Annotated in this window: 25 protein-coding genes; 17 read left to right on the plus strand and 8 right to left on the minus strand. The window is 36.8% G+C overall.

Annotation, left to right across the window (positions count from 1 at the left end; translation table 11 throughout):
- Nucleotides 1-169: 169 nt before the first annotated feature.
- Nucleotides 170-913, minus strand: coding sequence for a sulfite exporter TauE/SafE family protein (locus ES765_RS17845; protein WP_138115743.1), 744 nt, complete (start codon nt 911-913; stop codon nt 170-172).
- A gap of 87 nt (nt 914-1,000) precedes the next feature.
- Here ES765_RS17845 and ES765_RS17850 point away from each other — a divergent pair, with 87 nt between their 5' ends.
- Together ES765_RS17850 and ES765_RS17855 are read left to right on the plus strand one after the other, a co-directional pair.
- On the plus strand, nt 1,001-2,812 hold the full coding sequence (locus tag ES765_RS17850; RefSeq protein WP_138115710.1) for a sodium:solute symporter family protein: 1,812 nt from the start codon (nt 1,001-1,003) through the stop codon (nt 2,810-2,812).
- A 7-nt stretch (nt 2,813-2,819) separates the two neighbouring features.
- On the plus strand, nt 2,820-3,908 hold the full coding sequence (locus tag ES765_RS17855) for an acyltransferase family protein (RefSeq protein ID WP_171017356.1): 1,089 nt from the start codon (nt 2,820-2,822) through the stop codon (nt 3,906-3,908).
- Here the strand turns inward: ES765_RS17855 and ES765_RS17860 are convergent.
- Nucleotides 3,898-4,716, minus strand: a complete 819-nt coding sequence (locus ES765_RS17860) for an alpha/beta hydrolase (RefSeq protein WP_138115711.1) — start codon at nt 4,714-4,716, stop codon at nt 3,898-3,900. The genes ES765_RS17855 and ES765_RS17860 overlap by 11 nt on opposite strands.
- 123 nt (nt 4,717-4,839) lie before the next feature.
- Between ES765_RS17860 and ES765_RS17865 the strand changes: the two genes are divergently transcribed.
- The 5 genes from ES765_RS17865 to ES765_RS17885 all read left to right on the plus strand — a co-directional run bounded on the left by ES765_RS17865 (nt 4,840) and on the right by ES765_RS17885 (nt 10,024).
- On the plus strand, nt 4,840-5,553 hold the full coding sequence (locus ES765_RS17865; RefSeq protein ID WP_138115712.1) for an alpha/beta hydrolase-fold protein: 714 nt from the start codon (nt 4,840-4,842) through the stop codon (nt 5,551-5,553).
- Between the two features lie 91 nt (nt 5,554-5,644).
- On the plus strand, nt 5,645-6,799 hold the full coding sequence (locus tag ES765_RS17870) for a hypothetical protein (protein ID WP_249356568.1): 1,155 nt from the start codon (nt 5,645-5,647) through the stop codon (nt 6,797-6,799).
- 31 nt (nt 6,800-6,830) lie between these two features.
- Nucleotides 6,831-7,928 (plus strand): carboxylate-amine ligase, encoded by a 1,098-nt coding sequence (locus tag ES765_RS17875; RefSeq protein ID WP_138115713.1) that lies wholly within the window; start codon nt 6,831-6,833, stop codon nt 7,926-7,928.
- 66 nt (nt 7,929-7,994) lie between these two features.
- A complete protein-coding gene (locus ES765_RS17880; RefSeq protein WP_138115714.1) occupies nt 7,995-8,831 on the plus strand; it encodes a type 1 glutamine amidotransferase in 837 nt (278 codons plus the stop codon).
- Nucleotides 8,828-10,024 carry a hypothetical protein gene (locus ES765_RS17885; RefSeq protein WP_138115715.1) on the plus strand — a complete coding sequence of 399 codons (1,197 nt, stop codon included), beginning with the start codon at nt 8,828-8,830 and terminating at the stop codon, nt 10,022-10,024. Before ES765_RS17880 ends, ES765_RS17885 begins: the two co-directional genes overlap by 4 nt.
- A gap of 3 nt (nt 10,025-10,027) precedes the next feature.
- On the opposite strand, the gene ES765_RS17890 is transcribed toward ES765_RS17885, so the two are convergent.
- The gene (locus ES765_RS17890; RefSeq protein ID WP_138115716.1) at nt 10,028-10,615 is read right to left on the minus strand and encodes a riboflavin synthase; all 588 of its coding nucleotides are present in this window, start codon (nt 10,613-10,615) and stop codon (nt 10,028-10,030) included.
- A 60-nt stretch (nt 10,616-10,675) separates the two neighbouring features.
- On the opposite strand from ES765_RS17890, the gene pdxA reads away from it, so the two are divergent.
- The 10 genes from pdxA to ES765_RS17940 all read left to right on the plus strand — a co-directional run bounded on the left by pdxA (nt 10,676) and on the right by ES765_RS17940 (nt 19,639).
- The gene (gene pdxA, locus ES765_RS17895) at nt 10,676-11,728 is read left to right on the plus strand and encodes a 4-hydroxythreonine-4-phosphate dehydrogenase PdxA (RefSeq protein ID WP_138115746.1); all 1,053 of its coding nucleotides are present in this window, start codon (nt 10,676-10,678) and stop codon (nt 11,726-11,728) included.
- A 122-nt stretch (nt 11,729-11,850) separates the two neighbouring features.
- Nucleotides 11,851-12,381 (plus strand): YceD family protein, encoded by a 531-nt coding sequence (locus tag ES765_RS17900; protein ID WP_138115717.1) that lies wholly within the window; start codon nt 11,851-11,853, stop codon nt 12,379-12,381.
- Nucleotides 12,382-12,388: 7 nt separating this feature from the next.
- Nucleotides 12,389-12,586, plus strand: coding sequence for a 50S ribosomal protein L32 (rpmF, locus tag ES765_RS17905; protein WP_138115718.1), 198 nt, complete (start codon nt 12,389-12,391; stop codon nt 12,584-12,586).
- 233 nt (nt 12,587-12,819) lie between these two features.
- Nucleotides 12,820-13,815, plus strand: coding sequence for a beta-ketoacyl-ACP synthase III (locus tag ES765_RS17910; protein ID WP_138115719.1), 996 nt, complete (start codon nt 12,820-12,822; stop codon nt 13,813-13,815).
- Nucleotides 13,816-13,845: 30 nt separating this feature from the next.
- Nucleotides 13,846-14,337, plus strand: a complete 492-nt coding sequence (accB, locus tag ES765_RS17915; protein ID WP_138115720.1) for an acetyl-CoA carboxylase biotin carboxyl carrier protein — start codon at nt 13,846-13,848, stop codon at nt 14,335-14,337.
- A gap of 86 nt (nt 14,338-14,423) precedes the next feature.
- Entirely contained in the window at nt 14,424-15,776 is a 1,353-nt protein-coding gene (accC, locus tag ES765_RS17920; RefSeq protein ID WP_138115721.1) for an acetyl-CoA carboxylase biotin carboxylase subunit, read from the plus strand.
- Nucleotides 15,777-15,875: 99 nt separating this feature from the next.
- A complete protein-coding gene (locus tag ES765_RS17925; RefSeq protein WP_138115722.1) occupies nt 15,876-16,991 on the plus strand; it encodes an NAD(P)/FAD-dependent oxidoreductase in 1,116 nt (371 codons plus the stop codon).
- 171 nt (nt 16,992-17,162) lie between these two features.
- A complete protein-coding gene (locus tag ES765_RS17930; protein WP_138115723.1) occupies nt 17,163-17,768 on the plus strand; it encodes a hypothetical protein in 606 nt (201 codons plus the stop codon).
- 1 nt (nt 17,769) lies between these two features.
- The gene (locus ES765_RS17935) at nt 17,770-18,231 is read left to right on the plus strand and encodes a 3-oxoacyl-ACP synthase (protein ID WP_171017357.1); all 462 of its coding nucleotides are present in this window, start codon (nt 17,770-17,772) and stop codon (nt 18,229-18,231) included.
- 79 nt (nt 18,232-18,310) lie between these two features.
- Complete coding sequence (locus tag ES765_RS17940; RefSeq protein WP_138115724.1) at nt 18,311-19,639, plus strand: GntP family permease; 1,329 nt, start codon at nt 18,311-18,313, stop codon at nt 19,637-19,639.
- A gap of 15 nt (nt 19,640-19,654) precedes the next feature.
- Here the strand turns inward: ES765_RS17940 and arfB are convergent, their stop codons facing one another.
- The 5 genes from arfB to mscL form a co-directional block, all read right to left on the minus strand.
- Entirely contained in the window at nt 19,655-20,056 is a 402-nt protein-coding gene (gene arfB / locus ES765_RS17945; RefSeq protein ID WP_138115725.1) for an alternative ribosome rescue aminoacyl-tRNA hydrolase ArfB, read from the minus strand.
- A gap of 264 nt (nt 20,057-20,320) precedes the next feature.
- Nucleotides 20,321-21,310 (minus strand): ABC transporter ATP-binding protein, encoded by a 990-nt coding sequence (locus tag ES765_RS17950; RefSeq protein ID WP_138115726.1) that lies wholly within the window; start codon nt 21,308-21,310, stop codon nt 20,321-20,323.
- Nucleotides 21,311-21,396: 86 nt separating this feature from the next.
- Nucleotides 21,397-23,472: a prolyl oligopeptidase family serine peptidase gene (locus ES765_RS17955; RefSeq protein ID WP_410504754.1), complete on the minus strand. Its 2,076-nt coding sequence runs from the start codon at nt 23,470-23,472 to the stop codon at nt 21,397-21,399.
- A 165-nt stretch (nt 23,473-23,637) separates the two neighbouring features.
- Entirely contained in the window at nt 23,638-24,627 is a 990-nt protein-coding gene (locus tag ES765_RS17960; protein ID WP_138115728.1) for an aspartate-semialdehyde dehydrogenase, read from the minus strand.
- 264 nt (nt 24,628-24,891) lie between these two features.
- Nucleotides 24,892-25,299, minus strand: a complete 408-nt coding sequence (gene mscL / locus ES765_RS17965; protein ID WP_138115729.1) for a large conductance mechanosensitive channel protein MscL — start codon at nt 25,297-25,299, stop codon at nt 24,892-24,894.
- Nucleotides 25,300-25,312: the final 13 nt, after the last annotated feature.

The raw sequence follows: 25,312 nt of genomic DNA on the forward strand, positions 1-25,312 counted from the left end.
ATTACTGAAAAAAGAATAAAGGAAGTAGAAAGATTATTAAATTACAGACCTATTAGAAAGTTTAATTATAATAACCCAATTGAAGTCCTAAAAAATAAGTGTGTTGCACTTATGGGTTGAACTCAGCATTTATTATAACAGAAATAAAATAGTAAATAATACTCAAGTATTAACTGAACATTATGAGAACAGCACCGACAGCAGTTAAGACTAAAATCATCTTTCTGAAAAAAGCTTCTTTGATGTACTTAATGAATCTAACGCCTACAAAGAAACCTATTAATATTCCTGGTAGCAGCATTAGGTTTAGTGCTAAAGAGTTGAAGGAAATGGTCTCCCATACAAAAAAATGAAACGGTAGTTTTATAACGTTTATAATTAGAAATAGCCAAGCGGCCGTGCCAATAAAATGATTTTTCGGTAAACGCATGGCCAAGAAATAGATGTTAGAAAATGCACCTGCAAGATTGCCTACCATTGTTGTTATACCTGCAATAATACCAATAGAACTTGCAAAAGCCCAGTGGGTAGGTACTGTTTTCGTTTTTTTACGATCCCACCAATACATTATAACAACAGTGATTATGATGATAATAGACATGCCTATTTTAAAGAATTTCTCTGGCATGTCTTTACCGATAACTACGCCTATTAATACACCAAGTACCATCCAAGGGAGTACTTTAAAAACATATTTCCACTGTGTGTACCTATTGTAATAAATAACCGCAAAAATATCGGCCAAAACAAGGAGCGGTACAACCATGCCGGTAGACTCTTTTGCTCCAAAGGATAGCGCCATTAGGGTAACGTTTAAAACGGCTATTCCTTTTATCCCCGCTTTTGATAATCCGATTATAAATGCGGCCCCATAGGCAAAAATCCAGGCAGTTGGGGTAATTTCAGAAGTCATTGATAGAAGCACGTAGTACGTTTAGCGTATTAGCGACAAAAATATCTTAAAAAAACATATCTTTAGCCATCAACCAAAAACCAATTTATGGAACTCAGTACCCTAGACTATACTTTTATCATAGTTTTCTTCTCCCTAGTGTTAGGCATAGGGATATACGTATCAAAACAATCAGGTAAAAGCTCTTCAGAGTTTTTCCTTTCTGGGCGAACCATGCCTTGGTGGTTATTGGGACTTTCCATGGTCGCAACCACATTTTCAACTGACACTCCTAATTTAGTTACAGATATTGTGCGTACTAATGGTGTTTCGGGTAATTGGGTTTGGTGGTGTTTTTTAATTACGGGGATGTTGACCGTATTCGTATATGCTAAACTTTGGCGTAAGTCTAATGTAAGCACAGATCTTGAGTTTTATGAAATGCGCTATGGCGGAAAGCCAGCGAGCTTTTTAAGAAAGTTTAGGGCTATATATTTGGGCGTTATTTTCAATGTAATCACCATGTCAGCAGTTACCTTGGCAGCTATAAAAATCGGAAGTATTATGTTGGGGCTTGAGCCTTGGCAAACTGTTATAAGTGCTGGTTTGATTACGGTAACTTTCAGTGCACTTGGTGGTTTTAAGGGTGTAGTATATACCGATTTCCTTCTGTTCTTTGTTGCTATGGCAGGGGCAATAGGAGCGGCCTATTATTTGGTCAATATTCCAGAAGTAGGTGGTATTAAGGCATTGATGGCTAATGAAAATGTATCTGATAAATTAAACATCCTACCAGATTTCAGTAATAAGAAAACATTAATCACCTTATTTATAATTCCGCTTGCAGTGCAATGGTGGAGTTCATGGTATCCTGGGGCTGAACCAGGCGGTGGTGGGTATATAGCGCAACGTATGTTGGCAGCTAAAAATGAAAACCATGCAATTGGGGCTACCTTCTTTTTTAATATAATGCATTATGCCTTACGACCTTGGCCATGGATTTTGGTTGCCTTGGCATCGATTGTGGTGTATCCAGATTTGGCCAGTATACAAGAAGCTTTTCCAAATGTACCCCCAGATAAATTAGGACATGATTTGGCATATTCAGCGATGTTGACAAAACTACCTAGCGGACTTTTGGGGGTGGTTCTAGCTTCACTTATCGCAGCTTACATGAGTACGATTAGTACACAGTTGAATTGGGGGTCTTCTTATATCGTTTATGATTTTTACAAACAACAGATAAACCCAAATGCTTCTGAGAAAAAATTGGTTGCAGTTGGTAGAATTTCAACAGTAGTTCTAATGATATTTAGCGCAGCCTTGGCTTTATTGCTTCAGAATGCATTGCAATTATTTGATGTGTTATTGGCATTTGGAGCAGGTACCGGACTTATTTTTATTCTACGATGGTTTTGGTGGCGAATTAATTCTTGGAGTGAAATCACAGCAATGTTTGCATCAGGTATCATTTCAATCATCTTAAAATTAACTCCATTTGGAGCATTCCTTTTTGCAACGGATACAGGGGTATTCCCAGATTGGACTGAATATATCTTTATTGTGGTATTGACTACGCTTATTTGGCTAATCGCAACCTTTGTCACGCAGCCGGAATCAAAGGAGACGCTGCGAAGTTTTTACATAAAAATACAACCCGGAGGGCCAGGGTGGTCTAAAGTGGTAAATGATGCTGAGGTTGATGCTGTAGATATTGTTAAGTCGAAGGAAAAGTGGAGTGTGCCAGCCGGTATTACGGCAATGTTACTAGGTGTAGTTCTTATTTATTCCATCATGTTCGCAACCGGTTATTGGATTTACGGAAGAACCACACAGGCCATAGTATTAACCATTGTTTCTATTGTAGCAGGTATACTATTGTTAAAGGCTTGGAACCAATTAAAGGGTAATCTCTTGTAATATATTGATGGCAAAGGATAGAATTTTATCAGTAGATATTTTTAGGGGAGCTACTATCTTATTAATGGTTTTGGTGAATACCCCAGGAACATGGTCGAATGTATATAGACCATTTCTTCATGCCGATTGGCATGGGTATACACCAACCGATCTAGTATTTCCTTTCTTCTTATTTATTGTAGGTACTTCAATAGCTTTTTCCTATGAGAATAGAACTGTAGATGCTAATGTATATAAGAAGATTATCATTCGAACGTTGAAATTAATTGGCTTGGGAGTTTTTCTAGGCGCATTTATGATATATTTTCCTTTTTTTAAGGATTTTGAAAAAATTCGTTTCCCAGGAGTATTGCAGCGTATTGGGGTTGTCTTCTTTTTTGCAGCCCTATTATTTATGAATCTCAACTGGAAAACTTTAATTGGGGTTACGGTTTCTTTATTAATAGGATATTGGTTGTTAATGACCCTGGTGCCAGTGGAAGGTGTGGTTTCTACGTTAGACAGAGCACCTAATAACCTGGCGAATTGGCTTGATGTGAAAATATTCGGTTCACATGGTTACAAGGCAGACTATGACCCAGAAGGGCTGTTAAGTACGGTGCCTTCAATTGCAAGTTCTTTATTGGGCATTTTTACAGGTTTGATTCTAACCTCCAAACATGAAAAGAAAGCGACCCTATTGGTCGGACTTGGAGGAAGTTTATTGATTGTAGGCCATATTTGGGATATAGTTTTCCCAATCAATAAAGCATTATGGACCAGTAGTTTTGTTTTGGTTACCGCTGGGTGGGCAAATTTGATTCTTGCGTTTATATATTATCTAACAGATGTTAAGAAAATAGCATTCGGATCTATTTTTAGATATGCAGGTGCCAATGCAATTGTCATCTACTTTTTATCTAGTTTCACCAGTAAAATTATGGGCCAAATTAAGGTGGGTGACACCTCTTTGCACGGTTGGCTTTTTCAAAAGATATATGTACATGATTTTATGGTGCTAGAAATGTCATCACTTTTATATGGTTTAAGTGTCGTATTGTTCTATTGCTTCCTTGCTTATTTTCTTTACAAAAGAAAGATTTTCATCAAGGTTTAGTTTTGGCCATTGCCCAAGTTATAAACTGAGGAAATACCTTTCCCCAGGTGGTCAAATCATGTTTACCTCCTTCAACTTGAACATAGGTAATAGCACCAGGGTAGGAGTATCCTATTATCGTTAGTTCCTTTATCACGTCTAAGGTGTCTTCAATGGCATCAATAATCCCATTATTATTTCGATCCGCTATTTCGTCTAGGGAGCCACATTGAAACCAGAATTTTAAATGATCAGCGTATGCTCCGTTTTTTATGACTTCTAGCGCAATTCTACTTCGGTCTTTTAAGTCATTTTTCACATAAGCTTTTTTACGCCACCAAAATGACCCGCTAAATACGCCTACCTTGGCAAAATGAGTACTATAGTTGTAAACGATATCGAATGCAGATAAACCACCAAGTGACATACCGCAATAGACCCAATCATTAACATCTTTGGAAGCTTTGAATTCTTGCTTTAGAAAAGGAACGAATTCTTCGGTGATAAATCTGGAGTATTTCAACGCCTGTCCACCCCTACCCTTAAAGTCAGTTGTCGAAGCAGTTCCATATTCATGAATACGATTTTCATTACAAGAAACTCCAACATAAATAAAAGGCTGCAATTCTTTTGACGCAAAAGCTTGAGATAGGCTATGCTCTAATTGCATTGCTTCATAGTCTTGCCCATCGTTCATCAGTACTACAGAAAAGGTTGTAGTAGATTTCGAATAATCCTGAGGCGCAACAACACGAAAAAGCACTAAACGATTTAGGTTTTTAGAAAATACACTCCCTTTAATAATAATTGTCTCTAGTTGAAACTGCATGGAAATTGCGTATAAAAATACAAGTATAGGTATCTGTAAAAATAAATGTAGGCATATTTCAAAATAAATTACTTTTTGCAGCCGTAATACGTTGATTATTAAACATTTTATTTATCTTAATACATGGCTAAAGTAGAACACATTCAATATTATTCCAATACCCTGAATAGAAATATTAATATTGAGGTTACGGGTCATTGGGGTCATCCCATATTGATGTTCCCTTCATCTGGTGGTCAATTTACACAGAATACAGATTTCGGCTTGGTCGGTTCCATAATGGACTTTATTGAAAAAGGTAAAGTGAAAATATATAATGTCGAGACAATTGATATGATGTCTTTCTATGATGACCATATGGATTCAGGCGCCAAGATTCATAACTATGAATTGTACATGCAGTTCTTGAAAAATGAACTAATACCCTATATACAAAAAGAGGGTAATACCCATCGAATAGCTGTCTCTGGAGTTAGTTTTGGAGGTTTTCATGCAGCGAATACAGCGTTCAGGTTTCCAGATTTGATTTCTCATTATATAGGAATGAGTGCCGCATTTAACATACGTTCTATGGTTCCTCAATCTGAGGATATGCGAATATATTACAACTGCCCAGATGAATATATGCAACATGAGCAAGGTTGGAAATATGACCATATCCAAATTGTTTTGGGCACTTCTGATTGGGATATATGTTTGGATAAAAATAGACACATGTCGGGCATCCTCAAAGGAAAAGGAATTGAGCATTGGTATGATGAAAAAAAATGGATTGACCATGATTGGCCATTATGGAAAATGATGTTTCCTGAATATTTAGACGCATATTTCAATTGAAATAGACTATCAAATTTAGGTTTAGGGTCAAACAAAGCTAGTTATATACTGTATATTAATAGAGGTTAAGTATTAAAAAAAACACTGTAAAATGATGAAAAAAGTAGGCATATTATTTGGGATGGAAGACACTTTTCCATGGGCGTTTATAGACAAGGTAAATGAATTGGGTAAAGGCAAAATTGTTGCAGAAGCAGTTCAAATAGACAAAGTTCAACAAGGTATTGATTATGGATATAGCGTAATCATTGACCGAATATCTCAAGAAGTTCCATTTTATCGAGCGTATTTGAAAAATGCATCATTAATGGGTACGGCAGTTATAAATAATCCATTTTGGTGGAGTGCCGACGAGAAGTTTTTCAACAATTGTTTATCAATGGAAATGGGAATACCAGTGCCAAAAACCGTGTTATTGCCTTCCAATTCGAGACCAGACAATACAAGTGAAACTTCGTTCAGGAACTTAAAAGCACCATTGGATTGGAATTACATGTTCGATTATATAGGATTTCCTGCCTATATGAAACCACATGATGGTGGTGGTTGGAAAAACGTTTACCGAGTAGAGAGTCCTGAAGATCTTTTCAACAAGCATGAAGAAACCGGACAATTGGTGATGATGCTGCAGGAGGAGATTGTATTTGATGATTACTTTAGAGTGTATTGTTTAGGGCAGAAATATGTGCATATCATGCCTTATGACCCAAGAAAACCTTTTCACGAACGTTATGTAAGCGATATAAAAGCAACTGGCGAAGTGCGTAAAAAATTATTAAAAACGGTGCATGACTATACGCTTAGATTAAATCAGGCCTTAGGATACGATTTCAACACAGTAGAGTTTGCAGTACGTGACGGCGTACCCTATGCCATTGATTTTTGTAATCCAGCACCAGATGCCGATATAAATTCAGTTGGTCAAGAAAATTTTGATTGGATTGTAGAGCATTCGGCGAAGTATGCCATTGAAAAAGCTAACAAGCATAAGCCAAACCAGAACAATTCTTCATGGGGTGGTTTTGTGAGAAATTCAATTGCTCCGGTAAAACCCAAAGCTGGTAAGGTAAATTTAAAAACAACTGCAGAAGTGAAGAAAGCTTCGACAAAAAAAAGTTCAGCTAATAAGGCAAAGTTTGTTGGGGTAAAAAAGGAAGCGCCAGCAAAGAAAAAGGCTGTTGTTAAAAAAGTAGCTGTTAAGAAAGCTCCTGCCAAAACCAAGGCGCCAGTAAAACCAAAGAAATAGGTGAATAACGTTAAGAATCAACTGTAATTACATGCATAAATTTACCTTAGGAATTGAAGAAGAGTTTCAAGTTTTAGATAGTGATACGTATAGATTACGTTCACAAATGTCCAAAATTGTTGATGATGGTAAAGTTCTACTTCAAGAACGAATAAAGGAAGAAATGCATCAGTCTATGGTGGAGATGGGTACAAATATCTGTGAAAACATTCATCAGGTTAAGGATGAGGTTTCATACCTAAGACAACAAGTCATTAAACTGGCAGATGATGAAGGACTCAAAGTTGCCGCTGCTGGAACGCACCCGTTTTCTAAATGGGATCAACAATTGATAACCGCAAATCCGAGATATGACGCCATTATTCAAGAAATGGCTGATGTAGCTAGGGGAAATCTTATTTTTGGCATGCACGTGCACGTTGGCATACCCAGTAGGGAAGAAGGGTTGGAAATTTTGAACACAGTTCGGTATTTTTTACCGCACTTATATGCATTGTCTACAAACTCGCCTTTTTGGGAAGGTCGTAATACAGGCTTCAAATCATACCGAAGTAAAGTCTTCGACAAGTTTCCAAGAACGGGTATCCCTCCTTTTTTTGCTAGTGTGGCTGAGTATGATAAGTTCGTTGATATTTTAGTGAAGACTAATTGTTTGGATAATAGCAAGAAAATTTGGTGGGATATACGATTGCACCCATTTTATCCAACCATTGAATTTAGAATATGCGATGTAGTCATGACTGTTGATGAGGTGGCTTGTATTGCCGCACTTATGCAATGCTTAGTGGCGAAGTTGTACAAGATGAACCGTAAGAATCAGACCTTTAAAAATTATAGGCGATTGTTGTTGAATGAGAATAAATGGCGAGCAGCTCGCTGGGGAATTGAATCAAAGTTGATTGATTTCGGCAAGGAAGAGGAGGTTTCTTTTGCGAAGCTTATGAATGAATTATTAGAATTTATTGATGATGTGGTTGATGAGTTGGATTGCCGGTCTGAAGTTAATTATGTGTACCAAATTTTGGAAGCAGGTACTGGTGCAGATAGGCAATTACACGTTTTTAACGAAACGAATGATTTGGTAGCCGTCACAAAGTATATCGTAGAACAAACAAGAAAAGGGCTTTAAAAAAGTTAAATAGTAAATAAGGTTCCAAAATAGAATTTGTCTTGGAATAATTTTTAGTTAGAGAGAATGAAGGGGATTTATAAAATTGCTGTTTTGGATATGAATGCTGGTCAGCCTAATGAGGGAATGCGGTGTATTACCACGCTTATGGGTGAATTTTTAACGGAAGATGGTGTACAAGGACGGTATGACGTTTTTGAAGTAAGAAACGGGCAAGAACTCCCAGATTTGAATACGTATGATATTTTCGTATCCTCTGGCGGGCCTGGTTCCCCTTTAAAAACAGGAGCAGAATGGGAAATTAAATATTTTGAATTTTTGGATTCAATTTTATTTCATAACCTATCTAAGGTTGAAAAGAAACATGTTTTCTTAATCTGTCATTCGTTTCAATTGGCGTGTCTGCATTGGGATGTGGCGAGGGTTACCAAAAGGAGGTCTACATCATTCGGTATTTTTCCGATCTATAAAACCAAAAGCGGAGAACAAGAGGTGTTGTTTAAAGACTTGAATGATCCTTTTTATGCAGTAGATTCGAGAGACTATCAAGTAGTGGGTCCAAAAGAATGGAAGTTGGATACTCTAGACGGTAAGGTTTTGTGTAGAGAAAAAAACAGACCAAATGTCCCCCTAGAGCGCGCAGTAATGGCCATTAGATTTTCCAATGAAATATTTGGGGTGCAATTTCACCCAGAAGCAGATGCTGAGGGAATGCTCCGTTATTTTGGAAAAGAAGAAAAAAAGAATCAGATTGTAAAAAGACATGGAAAGAAAAAATACCTCGAAATGATAACCCAGTTAGATGACAAAACGAAAATCTGGAAAACCAAAAAGACCCTTATCCCAACTTTTTTAAAATTAGCAGCAGAAGCTATTGACAGGCAAAAATTACAAACTGTATGATACCAAAAATCAGGGAAGAATTTAATGCCACGTATAAAGAATCGTACTATAAAAACTTGTTGGAACATATAATAGAAACCTTTAAAGAGCCTAGTGCATTTAGAATTTCTGAAACTCCGGTTTTTATAAGTAAAGCTGTCAAAGAAGAAATTGAAAAAGCGTGTGATTCTATCATATCTCAATTATGGAAAATAGATTTCACTGAAATCCGAAAAAAGTTTATTCCTACTGAACTTCAGTCACCTGTGCCGATGGGTAACCCCCATTTTTTGGCTATAGATTTCGGACTCTGTGAAGATGGTCAGGGTGGAATTACTCCTCAATTAATAGAGTTACAGGCATTCCCTACGTTATTTTTTTACCAGCCCTTTTTAGGAGAGGCGTTTATGGAACATTATCCGAATATGCCTAAAGAAGGTTTCGATTACTATCTGAACGGCTTGGATAAAAAGAGTTATACGGATAAAGTGAAGAAGGTTATTTTAGGTGATGAAAAGCCGGAAAATGTAATTTTACTGGAACTTTTTCCCGAAAAGCAAAAAACAAGAATTGATTTTTGGTCAACAAAAAAAGCCCTAGGCATAGAAATTGTCTGTATGACCAAAGTTCTGAAGGAAGGAAAAAAATTGTTCTATATGAAAGATGGTACAAAAACACCTATCCATAGAATTTACAACAGGGTTATTTATGATGAATTGGAGCGTATAAAAGATTTAAAAACCAATTTCAACCTGAATGATGATTTAGAGGTAGAATGGGTAACACACCCAGATTGGTTTTTTATGATATCGAAATGTATCATGCCTCTGTTGGAGTATAAGAATATTCCGAAATCTTATTATTTATCTGATTTTCCGGTCGATTTAGATTTGGAAAAATTTGTATTGAAACCTTTGTTCTCATTTGCAGGGCAAGGTGTTGATTTACATCCAAACCAAGAGACTATTGATGCTATTTCAGACAAACAAAATTATATTTTACAACAAAAGGTTGAATATGTGCCATTGATAAAGACGAATACGTCGAAAAACTCAAAAGTGGAATTACGTATGCTGTATGTTTGGAGCGAAGAGGAGAACAAGCTGACCCCTGTCATAAATCTTACTAGAATGAGCAAAGGAGAAATGATTAATGTTTCACATCAAGTAAATGAAAGCTGGATAGGGTCTTCGATAAGCTTCTTTGAACAGTAGTTTTTATTTGAGGGCCATCAATTTGGCTACATACTTTCCAATAACATCAAACTCTAAATTAACTATTGTCCCTACCTTGTAGGTGTTGAATCGGGTATGTTCGTAGGTGTAGGGTATTATTGCGACATCAAAGGTATTAGTGCCAGAATTAACAACAGTGAGGCTAGTTCCATCTATAGTAATTGACCCCTTCTCTATGGTAGGGTTGCCGTTTGCTGCGTCGTATTTAAAAGAAAACACCCAGCTACCATCTTCTTCCTGCACATCAATACATTCTCCTGTCTGATCCACATGGCCTTGTACGATATGGCCATCTAATCTAGACCCCAAAATCATGGCGCGTTCTAAATTTACTGAATCATTAGTTTTAAGACTATGAAGATTGGTCTTTTTTAAAGTTTCTGCAATTGCGGTAACAGTGTAGGTTAAGTCGGTAAGGCGAACAACAGTTAAACAAACCCCATTATGAGCCACACTCTGATCAATTTTCAAATCTTGTGTAAGGATTGATTCTATAGTAATATCCAAGTTTCCGCCTTTAGGTTCTACGGCAGTTACCGTGCCTAATGTTTCAATGATACCGGTGAACATGTGTCGTTTAATTTAAGTAATTTTGGGTATTCAAAATTGAGTACAAAGGTACAGATTATCATGGAGGAAAATAGGAGAATAAAGTTAGGTATCTCGATAGGAGACTTAAATGGAATAGGCTGTGAGGTAGCATTGAAAGCATTTGAAGATAGTAGAATGTTAGATTTTTGCACTCCAGTTATTTTTGCTTCGAACAAAACTGTTTCCCATCAAATGAAGGAGTTGGGTCTTAATATTGTTTTTAATGGTATACCAGAAGCTTCAAAGGCAATTGACAATAAACTTAATATTGTAAATGTTTGGAAAGAAGTTCCAAACATCGAATTTGGGCAAGCAACTGCAGAGGGAGGCGCTTACGCTATTAAATCTTTAAAAGCAGCCGTAGAAGCACTTAAAAATGGCGATATTGATGTATTGGTTACAGCACCCATCAATAAAAACAATATTCAATCGGATGAATTCAAGTTTCCTGGCCATACAGATTATTTAGCACAAGAACTTCAGGGCGAAAGTTTAATGTTCATGGTGACCGATTCGTTAAAAGTTGGGTTGCTAACCGATCATGTCGCCGTAAAGGATGTTTCTTCTTCTATTATTCCAAGATTGATACGAGATAAAATCAATACAATTGAGAAATCCCTTTTGATGGATTTTGGCATTCGTAAACCTAAAATTGCTTTGTTGGGCATCAACCCGCATAGTGGAGATAATGGTGTTATTGGTAAAGAAGACGATGAAATATTGAAACCTGTTATTCGTGAAATGTTCAACATGGGTCATTTGGTTTATGGACCTTATTCGGCAGATAGTTTTTTTGGGTCTGATGTGTATAAAAAGTTCGATGCTATTTTAGCAGCATATCATGATCAGGGATTAATACCCTTTAAGACCATATCCTTCGGTCAAGGGGTTAATTTCACTGCAGGGCTAGATAAAATTAGAACTTCTCCAGATCATGGAACAGCCTATGAAATTGCCGGAAAAGGAGTAGCAGACGAGAGTTCGTTCAAAGAAGCCGTCTTTATGGCATTAAAGATTTTCAAGAACAGAACCGAGTATCAAGAGCTTACGCAAGACGTCTTAAAAAAACAGCGTTTAAAAAGAGAGCGCTAATGTTTTAACTGCTCAAAAAGTTATAAAGATAAATAGTTGATAACTATTGCCTTTTATTAAAAAAATAGTATCTTTGCACCCGCCTTTTATGGGTCGATATTGTTAAATTAAGTGTGTACGTGATGAAGCAAAAGGAGTTTAGTATTCCTTTCTCAGGATTGAAGCAAGGAAAACACAACTTTAATTTCCAGATTGATAATACGTTCTTTGATTCTTTTGAATACGATGAGTTCAATGATGCCAATATCACTTTAGATGTTGTACTAAATAAAACGAGTACAATGTTAGAAGTTGATTTAGAAGCATCTGGAACGATAAATGTTGATTGTGATATTACCAGTGAACCTTTTAATCAACCGGTCGATGCAGATTTGCATTTGGTTGTTAAATTTGGTGAAGAATATAATGACGAGGATATTGAAATCCTAATTCTTCCTCACCGGGAAAATGAATTAAACATTACGCAGTATGTATACGAAATGCTTGTATTGGCAGTTCCGCAAAAAAGAATTCATCCTGGCATTGAAGATGGCACTTTAGAATCTGAAGTGTTAAACAGGTTAAAAGAGCTTCAACCAAAAGAGAAAAGAGCAAACAAAGAAGAAAATGATCCCCGTTGGGATGAATTAAAAAAACTATTAACGGATAAATAAGGTTTAAATGGCACATCCTAAAAGAAAAATTTCCAAAACAAGGAGAGACAAAAGAAGAACACATTATAAGGCAGTAGCACCTACGTTGGCCAAGGATTCCTCAACAGGAGAAATGCACTTGTACCATAGAGCTCATTGGCACGAAGGTAAACTACACTACAGAGGTCAAGTTTTAATTGATAAGACCGAAGAAGCAGAAGCTTAAGCCCCTTTAACATTATACTAAGCTCCCACTTCATTCGAAGTAGGGAGTTTTTTTTAGCCCAATTTGTTTATTAGCTCTTGATCACACAGATGATTTAGCATGCGTGAGCTATTTATTATAAAAAGCGAAATTTTCAAAAACCAAACAACTTTAAGGGAAAAGTCGTTGAAAATCATTAATTTTCATGACTTTTGACTCGTTTTTTAAGTTTTTTACAAGAAAGCAAATTAAGTATGACCAAAATAACAGCAGCTATTACCGCTGTAGGAGGCTATGTTCCCCAATTTGTAATGACCAATAAAATGCTTGAGGATTTGGTTGATACCAATGACGAATGGATTACCTCTAGAACAGGGATAAAAGAAAGAAGGGTATTAAAAAAGGAAGAAGGGGAAGGCACGTCATATTTGGCTATTAAGGCGGCAGAGGATTTAATGGAAAAGAAAGGTCTGAATCCGGCAGAAATAGATTTAGTTATTGTTGGAACTGCAACACCAGATAGTATGGTGGCTTCAACCGCTGCATTTGTTGCTTCAGAAATTGGTGCTGTAAATGCATTTGCCTACGACCTTCTAGCGGCTTGTTCAAGTTTTTTGTTTGGCATGTCGACCGTTGCAGGTCATATAGAAACTGGCCGTTATAAAAAAGTACTATTGATAGGTGCAGATAAAATGTCTTCAATTATTGACTATACGGATCGTACTACGTGTATTATTTTTGGCGATGGTGCCGGTGCGGCTCTTTTTGAACCTAATACTGAGGGGCTAGGATTACAAGATGAGTATTTACGTTCAGATGGAAGTGGAAGAAAATATTTGGGAATGGAAGGTGGAGGCTCAATAATGCCTGCAACGGAAGAAAGTGTAAAGAATAGAAAGCATTTTATTTTTCAGGAGGGAAAATCGGTCTTCAAATTTGCGGTATCAAATATGGCAGATGTAGCTGCTAAAATTATGGATCGTAACAACTTAACTGAAGATGACGTTAAATGGTTAGTGCCACATCAAGCAAATAAACGTATCATTGACGCAACAGCTAGAAGAATGGGCATAGACGATTCAAAAGTAATGATGAACATTCAGCATTATGGAAATACGACATCGGCTACTTTACCTTTATTGCTGAATGATTATGAAAGTCAGATTAAAAAAGGTGATAACTTAGTATTTGCTGCCTTTGGTGGTGGATTTACGTGGGGTTCTATCTATTTAAAATGGGCGTATAACTAACATATAACTACCAAAATAACTCAATTAACTATGGATATTAAAGAGATTCAAAGCCTTATCAAGTTTGTAGCCAAATCTGGCGCAAGTGAGGTGAAACTGGAGACGGACGATATTAAGATTACCATACGTACCGGAAGCCTTGGGAATACTGAGCCTACCTATGTGCATACGATGCCAATGGCACAACCAGCAATGTCTGCAGCACCTGTACAGACAGAGCAACAAAAAGCAGCATCCGATAGTATTTCAGAAGCGGAAAAGCAGAAATCGGAGGATGATAAATATATTACCATCAAGTCTCCAATCATTGGTACTTTTTATAGAAAGTCATCTCCAGACAAACCAGTTTTTGTTGAGGTAGGTGATACTATAGGTATTGGTGATGTACTTTGTGTTATTGAAGCGATGAAATTGTTCAATGATATTGAATCTGAAGTATCAGGAACCATAGTTAAAATATTGGTAGACGATTCTTCACCTGTAGAGTTTGACCAACCATTATTCTTGGTAGATCCGGTTTAACTAAATTTTGAGTAGTAATTGTTAGATACCATCCTTTAAAATGGTATGTAAGAAATATGTCGAACCTAGAACTTAAAATTTAAAAGATGTTTAAAAAAATACTGATTGCAAATAGGGGCGAAATTGCATTGCGTGTTATCCGTACCTGTAAGGAAATGGGTATTAAAACTGTAGCGGTATATAGCAAGGCTGATGAGGAAAGCTTGCACGTACGTTTTGCTGATGAGGCTGTATGTATAGGACCTGCTGCTAGTAGCGAATCTTATTTAAAGATACCCAATATAATTGCCGCAGCCGAAATCACAAATGCAGACGCCATCCACCCAGGATATGGGTTTCTATCAGAAAATTCTAAGTTTTCACGTATCTGTGCAGAACATGAAATTAAGTTTATTGGAGCTTCGGGCGATCAAATAGACCAAATGGGAGATAAGGCTACGGCCAAAGAAACCATGAAAAAAGCGGGTGTGCCTTGTGTACCCGGTTCCGAAGGGCTTTTAAAAGATGTAGCAGACGCTAAAAAAATCGCCAAAAAGATGGGCTATCCCGTTATGGTTAAAGCTACTGCTGGGGGTGGAGGTAAGGGTATGCGCGCCGTTATGTCCGAAGACACAATGGAAGAACTTTTCGAAAGTGCTGTGCAAGAGGCTACAGCTGCCTTTGGTAATGGCGGTATGTATATGGAGAAGTTAATAGAAGAGCCAAGGCATATCGAGATTCAAATAGTAGGGGATCAGTATGGAAAAGCATGTCACTTGTCTGAAAGGGATTGTTCCATTCAACGACGTCATCAAAAACTGACGGAAGAAACACCTTCTCCGTATATGACCGATAAGCTTAGGGAAGCAATGGGTGAAGCAGCGGTTAAAGCAGCCGAATTTATAAAATATGAAGGAGCTGGTACTATAGAATTTTTGGTTGATAAACACCGTAAATTCTATTTTATGGAGATGAATACACGTATTCAAGTAGAGCACCCAATTACAGAACAGGTAATAGATTACGATTTAATTCGTGAACAGATATTGGTAGCGGCAGGTGTTCCCATTTCAGGTAAAAATTACTTACCTAAATTACATTCTATAGAGTGTAGAATTAACGCAGAGGACCCTTATAACAACTTTAGACCATCACCAGGCAAGATAACAACCTTGCATATACCAGGAGGTCATGGGGTGCGTATGGATACACATGTGTATAGTGGCTATAGTATACCGCCAAACTATGACTCTATGATTGCAAAGTTGATAACTACGGCTCAAACTAGAGAAGAGGCTATCAATAAAATGAAGCGTTCACTAGACGAGTTTGTCATAGAAGGTGTAAAAACTACCATTCCTTTCCATAGGCAGTTAATGGACCATCCAGATTATTTGGCGGGCAATTATACAACAGCCTTTATGAATAATTTTAAAATGGACCCACCGAAAGAAGATTAATAAAAAAACTCCAGCAGTAATGTTGGAGTTTTTTTATGGATGAATTTTCCTATTATCTTTAGTCTAAATTAACGTAAGCAAGTAAATCAAACACATTCAATGAACCTTAGCTACTGGGAACGGACTTCTTGGTTTTCCAATATAGATTTCACCATTGTCGGTAGTGGTATTGTGGGATTAAATTGCGCCTTAGAATTAAAAAAGCAGCATCCAAAAGCCCGTATTCTGGTTTTGGAAAAAGGAACACTACCGCAAGGAGCCAGCACCAAAAATGCAGGTTTTGCATGTTTTGGTAGTATTTCAGAAATTCTATCCGACTTAAAAACACATTCAGAACAAGAGATTATAAATTTAGTGAGCGATAGGTGGAATGGTATTCAGTCACTACGTAATCTTTTAGGAGATTCAATAATTGGTTTTGAAGAGCATGGGGGCCATGAACTTTTTTTAGAAGGTGATGCGGAGCTTTACCAACATTGCAGAAAGAATATTACGGAGATAAATGATTTGTTGCGCCCCGTCTTTAAAGATGATGCATTTAAATTGACACCAAACCAATTCCATTTTAAGGGTATTAAAGACGATTATATTTCCCAAATTTACGAAGGGCAAATTAATACGGGTCAAATGATGAAATCTTTAGTGCAATTGGCCCTACAAAAAGGAATTAGCATATTAAATGCTACCACAGTCAATTCTTATGAGGATTCAGGTAATATGGTTACGATAACTACAGATGAAATTGAGTTTAATAGCAAAAAGCTACTACTAGCAACCAATGGTTTTGCTTCACAATTACTACCAGAAAAGGTACATCCAGCAAGGGCACAGGTACTAATTACGAAACCTATACCTAGGTTGCCGATAAAAGGAACATTTCATTTGGATGAGGGCTACTATTATTTTCGAAATATTGATAATCGCATACTTTTGGGAGGTGGAAGAAACTTAGATTTCCATACTGAGGAGACTTTGGATTTCGGGACTACTTCTGTGGTCGAATGTAAACTCAAAGAGCTTTTAAAAACGGTGATTATATCAGATACCGAATTTGAAATTGATTATAGCTGGAGCGGAATAATGGGTGTTGGTTCACAGAAGAAACCAATTGTAAAACAGCTCACTAATAATGTGGCTTTTGGCGTGCGTTTGGGAGGTATGGGAATTGCTATTGGTACAACTATAGGAAAACAGTTGGCGAACATTTTTAAATAATATTTTTATTTTTATCCCGTTTTATTAAATCTTATCCGAAAGTAACTTATTCTCTTAATTTTATTTTTAAATTGTACATCCCCACAGCTTACCTATTACTCAATATGTACATATTGGTTTACACAGAACGGTGTAACTACTAAAGTGTTAAGTAATAGCATTAAAAACTATATGAGAAAATCAATACAAAGGGGTGCAACGGGTGCATTATTAGTTGTACTAGGGGTAATAATCCTCGCCGGTTGCGGAGCATCAAAAACCAATTATCAGCGCGAATATGCTAAAGTGTGGAAAGAATTAATAAAGAGCCAAGCATGGCAAGAATCGTTGATAACTAATAAGTTCAACAATACCGATGAATTATATGCTAGCAATGACAATGATGTCGTGTTAGCAGAAGAGGTTATAACCAATATCCGGTTTGAAGACAAATATCAAACCTTGGTTTCTAAAGCATATTTTAAGATTATTAACGAGGCAGAAAAAGCTGACGCTAAAATTTCTGCTGAATATGAACTAGTGCAGGTAGATGAATCTTCAATGAATGCAAATAGAAAGAGGGTGCACGAAATTACTAAGAAGTATGAAGCCCACAAAGCCATGTTGAGTGGTTTAAAGTCTTGGAATATATTTAGTGTGAACCGTTCTGGAGATTTAGATTATTTTAAGGCAGAGAACCAAGAGGAAATTCAAAGGATGATTCGTTCTGGTAAGTGGGATTATCAAATGGTAAATTACTTAATTTATAAATTGGCAGATCTATATCACATTGAATAAAATGGAAGATTTGGAGGAGCTTAAAAGAGCAGCTTATGACCATTGTATTCAATTTGTCTCGGAGAGGCTTGGTAGAATCCAGCTACAGATAAAAGAGCTCGAAATTGCTTTATCGTCAGAAACAAAAAGTAGTGCAGGTGACAAGCACGAAACTGGTAGGGCCATGATTCAATTGGAACGCGAGAAACTCGGCCAGCAATTATCAGAGTTAGAAAAAACACAACAGCTACTTTCTAAAGTACCAAAGTATAGGGACTCTCAAACTATCGGCTTGGGCAGCTTAGTTATAACTGATTCTTTTAGCTATTATATAGGGATATCGGCAGGAGAATATAAGCATACAACAAAATCTGTGTATTGTATTTCTGCGGCAACCCCAATAGGAAAATTAGTCTTCGGCAAGTCTGTGGGGCATACAATCAATTTTAATGGAAAAACTAATTCAATCCTTTCAATCCATTAAGTACCTATATATCTTTTTTGGTTATCTTAATGTCTTCTATATAGATAGTAGATTAATATAACCAACCACCAAAACGATTATGGAATTACTTTATTTGCTCTTTGCGGTATTGGCTATTATATTTTTGACCACCAAACTAAAGGTGCACGCCTTTCTTGCTTTGTTCATTATTTCAATTGTTTATGGACTTTTTGCGGGGATGCCTTACGCGGACATCATCCTCTCTATAAATGAAGGTTTTGGAGGTACATTGGGTAAAATAGGGTTGATTATAGTTTTAGGAGTAATTATAGGAGCTTTTTTAGAACATACCGGAGGCGCCTTTGCTATAGCAGAAAGCGTCTTAAAGCTGATAGGAAAGGAAAGGGTAACAACTGCCATGGGAATAATAGGCTATATCGTATCCATTCCGGTATTTTGTGATAGCGGCTTTATGCTATTGCATCCATTAAACAAAAGTCTTTCTAAAAAAGCAGGTATTTCGATAGCTGGTCCCGCAATCGCATTAGGTTTAGGCTTAATGGCCTCACATACCATGGTACCACCGACACCCGGACCCATAGCTGCTGCAGGTATCTTAGGAGCCGATTTAGGTTTGGTAATCGCCTTTGGGTTTCCAATAAGCATCCTAGCCATGATTGTAGGTATATTGTTCGCCAAAAAATATGCATCCAAAACCGAAATAGGATCAAGGTTAGATGCTTCAATTGAGGTAGAAAAAACGATTGATTCTGCACCTAGTGCCTTAAAAGCATCCATTCCTATTCTGGTTCCCATTTTTTTGATTGTACTAAAATCGGTTTTAAACTCAGGTTCAAACGGTTGGGATAATGCAATAATGGATTTAATAAATTTTTTGGGAGAGCCCATTATAGCTTTATTATTGGGTGTTTTTCTGTGCTTATTATTACCAAAAAAACTGAACTATGATATGCTTTCCTCTTCGGGTTGGGTGGGGAAAGCCATTAAAGATGCCGCTTCCATTTTACTGATTACAGGCGCAGGTGGCATTTTCGGGAAAATATTGCAAAACTCTGGTATAGCGGAAACCTTGGGTCAATTGTTGACGGTATATAATATTGGAATATTTCTTCCTTTTGTATTGGCTGCGGCTCTAAAAACGGCACAAGGTTCTTCAACGGTAGCACTAGTTACCACGGCTTCGATTATAATGCCCATGATGCCTGCCCTTGGTTTTGAGACAGATATTCAAAAAGCCTTGGTGGTGGTGATTATTGGAGCAGGGTCAGCGGTAATTTCACACGCCAATGACAGTTTTTTTTGGGTGGTGACCCAAATGAGCGGAATGAACGTAAAAACTGGATATCGATTATTTGGTTTAGGAACCTTTATTTTGGGTGTAACAGGAGCTTTATCGGTTTATATCTGTACGCTGATATTTGTTTAGATTACGGGGTACTCTTTAAAACTCTGGGGTGCCACGATTTAACTTTTTAAGGGAAGCTATTTTTTTACCCTTTAATCTTTTTTCTATTGAAGATCTAGTTGGCTTACTTTTTCTTCTCAGTTTTGGCACTACCAATGATTTTTCAAGTAGGGTGAAAAATCGTTTGATTATCAATTGCTTGTTTTTATGTTGACTTCGTGATTCATCACATTGTAACATCAACATTCCTTCTTTGGTTAATTTACTACTTAGTTTTAATTGAATTCTTTTCTTTTCGCGTTCCGTGATTCCATTAGAGGTATGCAATGCAAAGCAGAGTTCTACTTTAGATGAAACCTTATTGGCATGTTGACCTCCAGGACCACTGCTTCTAATGGCCTTAAATTGTAATTCAGAAAGAATTTGATCTCTGTTCAAAGTAAGATTTTGAACAAAAGTAATCAAAAACAAATGTTCCTACCTTTTAGTAAAAAACAGGAACAGTAAGGTGATTTAATTACTATGATTAGTGCCTATAGTATAGTTAACAGAATCATTGTAAAAATGACAAGGGTCAAGATAAAATATAATTTTTTCTTCCTATCAGTTTATTAATTCAATGCCATAACACCGTTAAATATAAAATAGTTTAAAGGGGGTAAATTATTTTATAAAGCTATTTATGGCACTTTGGACTTCTAATTAGTTTGAAGAAGGTTCCTGTATGCGTTGATTTATTGTTTCAATAGCAACATTTAAAAAAACTTCTTTCCCTTTTGGGAACAATTGGTCCGCATTAAAAAAGATAGTTTCATTTTCAGGACTCTTACTTTCGGTCAAATAATGACTACCCATAGGATAGGATTTTTCAACCGAAACTTTTAGTCCAGAAGAAGGAGAGACCCTAAATTCATGGGCATACACGATAATTTTTCTTTTAGTGTTTGCATACGTTTTAAGAACATCTATTGAAATCATACTGGCTTCACCAAAAAGAGATGCCACGTATAAACTTTTTGGATTTCGGTAGAGCTCCATAGGACTTGCCTTTGCAATAATTTCTCTGTCTCTTAGCACGACAGTGCGATCAGCAAAGGGTAATACATCATTTACATCATGGGTGGCCACTATAGCAGTGATTTTATTTTCTTTTAAATAATTGAACATATTTCGGCGTAGGCTATTTTTAAGAAAGTTATCGATATGGCCAAAGGGTTCATCTAAAAGTAAGACTTCTGGTTTTTGAGCTAGAACTCGCGCAAGGGCAACACGTTGCTGTTGACCACCGCTTAAGGTTTTTACTTTTTTATCTGCAAATTCTGTTAGCTCAATCATTTCTAGAAGCTCTTGTGTTCTTTCTTTAAGTTCTTCTGGATAGAAAACAGAAAGGTATTGGCTTATATTTTCTGAAACGGAAATGAAGGGCATCAAATTAAAATCTTGGGAAAGGTATTTCATAAACGGAGCTCCCGGTACCAAGTTGTAAGCAGGGCCCAGAATTTGTTCATCTTCCCAGTAAATTTCACCTTTCTCCAAGTCCATCAACCCATAAAGTAGTTTTAGCAAAGTACTTTTTCCGCACCCACTTTCGCCTATAATAGCCACATGTTCTCCACGTTGAATCCGTAAATCAATGGAATCTAAAACTTGAAGTTTATCATAAGAGAAAGAAAGATTTTCTACTCGTAACATCTGTTTATTCTTTTAAATGTAAAATTGAAAAAATCCATTCCTATTTGAAACGGATTTTTCAATAAATTATTGATTTTGAATCGATTTTACTTTTTAAAATCTTTTAAGACACTTTTGTTCGGTAATTCGGTATACCCCATATTAAACAGCGTAAAGCCATATATATCTGCATATTGTTCGATGGTTTTACTAACAGGTGTTCCTGCACCATGGCCTGCATTTGTTTCAATACGAATCAGGGTAGGGTTATCACCTTTTTGTTTTTTCTGAAGCTCGGCAGCAAATTTAAAACTATGTGCCGGCACAACCCGGTCATCATGGTCTCCGGTGGTTATCAAGGTAGCCGGATATGCAGTTCCCATTTTTACATTATGTACTGGTGAATACCCTTTTAGATATTCGAACATTTTACTATCATCTTCAGCAGTACCATAATCATACGCCCATCCGGCACCAGACGTAAATGTATGATAGCGCAACATATCCATTACGCCAACTGCAGGCAGTGCTACTTGCATTAAATCGGGTCTTTGAGTCATAGTGGCTCCAACCAATAGGCCTCCGTTTGACCCACCTCTAATCGCTAGATATTCTTTTGAGGTATACTTGTTCGCTATCAGATATTCTGCCGCTGCGATAAAATCATCGAATACATTTTGTTTTTGGGTTTTGATACCTGCATCATGCCATTTCTTGCCATATTCGCCACCACCACGTAAATTAGAAACGGCATAAACACCACCTTGTTCCATCCATACAGCATTTGTAATACTAAAGGAAGGAGTTAGGCTAACATTAAAACCACCATAACCATAAAGAATAGTAGGATTCTTACCATTAAGTTTTAATCCCTTTTTATAGGTGATGATCATGGGTATTTTAGTACCATCCTTAGAAGGGTAGAATACTTGTTTTGATTCATAATCTTCTGGCTTAAAATCGATTTCAGGTTTCCAATATAATTCACAGCTTCCATTTTCTACATTATATTTGTATGTTGATCCTGGTGTATTGTAATTCGTGAATGAAAAATAGAATTCTTTGTCTTCTTTTTCACCGCCAAAACCACTTGCTGAGCCTAAACCAGGAAGTTGTACCTCTCGAACTAGCTTTCCGTCATAATCGTATTGAAATACGTTGGAAATGGCATCAACCATATATTCTGTAAAAATATATCCACCACCAGTATTTGGACTTAATACATTTTCGGTCTCGGGAATAAAGTCTATCCAATTCTCTTGTTGTGGATTTTTGGCATCTACAGTAACAATTTTCTGATTAGGAGCATTTCGGTTAGTTACGATATAGAGTTTTGAGCCAACATTATCTATTACATAATTATCAGATTCTGTATCTTCTACTACAGGAATAAGCAATCCATTGGGGTCCTTAAGGTCTCTAATGAATAACTTATTACCAGAAGTGGAAATCGATGCGCTGATTACCAAATAGTTGTTATCTTCTGTAACACTTGCCCCAATATACCGATGTTTCTCTAAGGGGGTTCCACCATAAATAAGTGCATCTGTTTTTTGAGGAGTTCCTAATTTATGATAGTAAACCTTATGCTGATCTGTCTTTGCGGAAAGCTCGCTACCTTTTGGCTTGTCATAACTTGAATAATAAAAACCTTCATTTCCTTTCCAAGAAACACCACTAAATTTGAGATCCACTAAAGTATCTTCTATGATTTCTTTGGTTACTACATTAAGTACAATCGCCTTGCGCCAGTCACTACCGCCTTCGGAAATTAGATACGCAGCTAATGAACCGTCTTTGGTAAAGTTTAAACCGGAAAGCGAAGTAGTGCCATCTTCTGAAAAAGTATTTGGGTCTAAAAATACTTCTGGTTCTTTTTCGTCTTTTTTTCTATAAACAACATATTGGTTTTGTAAGCCATCATTTTTATAGAAATAAGTATAATTTCCCCTTTTACGGGGAGAACCTAGTTTTTCATAGTTCCACAGTTTTTCAAGTCTATTCTTTAAATCGTTTCGAAATGGGATTTTTTCTAAATAACCAAAGGTGGTCTTGTTCTGATCTTTAACCCACGCTTCGGTTTCAATACTTCTATCGTCTTCTAACCAACGGTAGGGGTCTTTTACTTCGGTTCCAAAATAAGTGTCTACGGTATCAACTTTTGCAGTAACTGGGTAATTCACGATAATATGTTCTTGTTTAGATTCATTTTTACAGGAAGAAATTAAAAGTACAACGAATTGACCGGGCAGCAATTTTTTTATTGTGCTATGGTTTTTACTAAAATATTATAAAAAAACCTCCAAAACCGAGAAGTTTTGAAGGTTTTAACGTTCTAATAGTAGAAATTAAACTAAGCCTTTCTCTACTAGATATTCTGAAATTTGCACTGCATTGGTGGCAGCACCTTTTCTTAAATTATCGGCAACAATCCACATATTTAGGGTGTTTCGTTGAGTTTCATCTCTACGAATACGACCAACAAAAACTTCATCCTTATCATGCGCATAAATGGGCATTGGGTAGGTGTTGGTGTCTGGGTTGTCTTGTACGGTAACCCCGGGCATTTCGTTTAAAAGTTGACGTACTTCATTAAGTTCAAAGTCATTTTCGAATTCTACGTTTACAGATTCTGAATGGCCACCTGCAGTAGGAATACGAACTGCCGTGGCACTTATGGAAAACGTTCGATCATCCAATATTTTTTGTGGTTCGCGTGCTAGTTTCATCTCCTCTTTAGTGTACCCATTTTCCATGAAAACATCGCAGTGAGGCAATGCATTTCGACCAATGGGATAAGGATACGCCATTTCACCCTGTACACCTGCGATTTCATTTTCTAGTTGTTTTACCGCTTTTACGCCTGTTCCAGAAACGGACTGGTAGGTTGAAACGATAACGCGTTTCATTTTATATTTTTTGTGCAATGGATATAAGGCCATTACCAATTGAATGGTTGAACAATTGGGGTTGGCAATAATTTTATCATTAATAGTAAGTTCGTGCGCGTTGATTTCAGGAACCACTAATTTTTTGGTTGGATCCATTCTCCAAGCAGAAGAATTGTCAACTACGGTTGTGCCTGCTTCAGCAAATTTTGGTGCCCACTTTAGTGAAGTGTCACCACCTGCTGAAAAGATGGCTATACTAGGTTTTGCCGCTAATGCATCTGCCAAACTTATAACAATATGTTCTTTACCTTGAAAGTTCATTTTTTTACCAACCGAACGTTCAGAAGCAACCAACAATAGTTCTGTTAACGGAAAATTTCGTTCTGCCAATACTTTCAATAGTACTTCGCCGACCATACCTGTGGCACCAATTACAGCTACTTTCATTTCTTAGTTCATTATAATTAAGCAGCAAAAATAACCAATACTATTACCTGCACAAGCAATTAACTCTAGAATAGTTTAAATATAACAAAATGTTAAAAATACAACAGTCAATATATTCCTTTCTATGTAAGATGGCTTTCTATACCTATTGTTATCACTATACTTATAGATAAAAAAGAACCGTCAACGATGTTAGCGAAACAAAGTTGACGGTTTTGGTTAAAATTAGTTGCAGTGCAACGGTACCTTGAAAAATTCAAGGGTTTACTTTCTTAAAGCATCACGAATTTCAATCAATAACTCTTCTTGAGTAGGTCCTTTTGGAGCCTTTTCAACTGGGGCCGGTGGTGTTTTTGATTTGTTATAGGCCTTAACGATTATAAATAAAACAAAACCAACAATAACGAGGTTGATAATAGCATTTACCCATTTGCCATACATAACGGCATTTTCAGGTTTTGCTACAGTACCATCTGCAGCTACAACTGCTTCAGAAAGGATAACTTTCATATCGGCAAAATCTACGCCTCCAGCAAAATGACCAATAATAGGCATCATAATATCGGATACAAATCCGCTTACAACCAGACCTACGGCTCCTGCCAAGATAACGGCTACGGCTAAATCTATGACATTGCCTGTCATAATGAAATTCTTAAATTCTTTTAACATGTTTTAGTGTTTT

The organism is Maribacter sp. ACAM166 (genome assembly GCF_005771495.1).
GTDB lineage: Bacteria > Bacteroidota > Bacteroidia > Flavobacteriales > Flavobacteriaceae > Maribacter.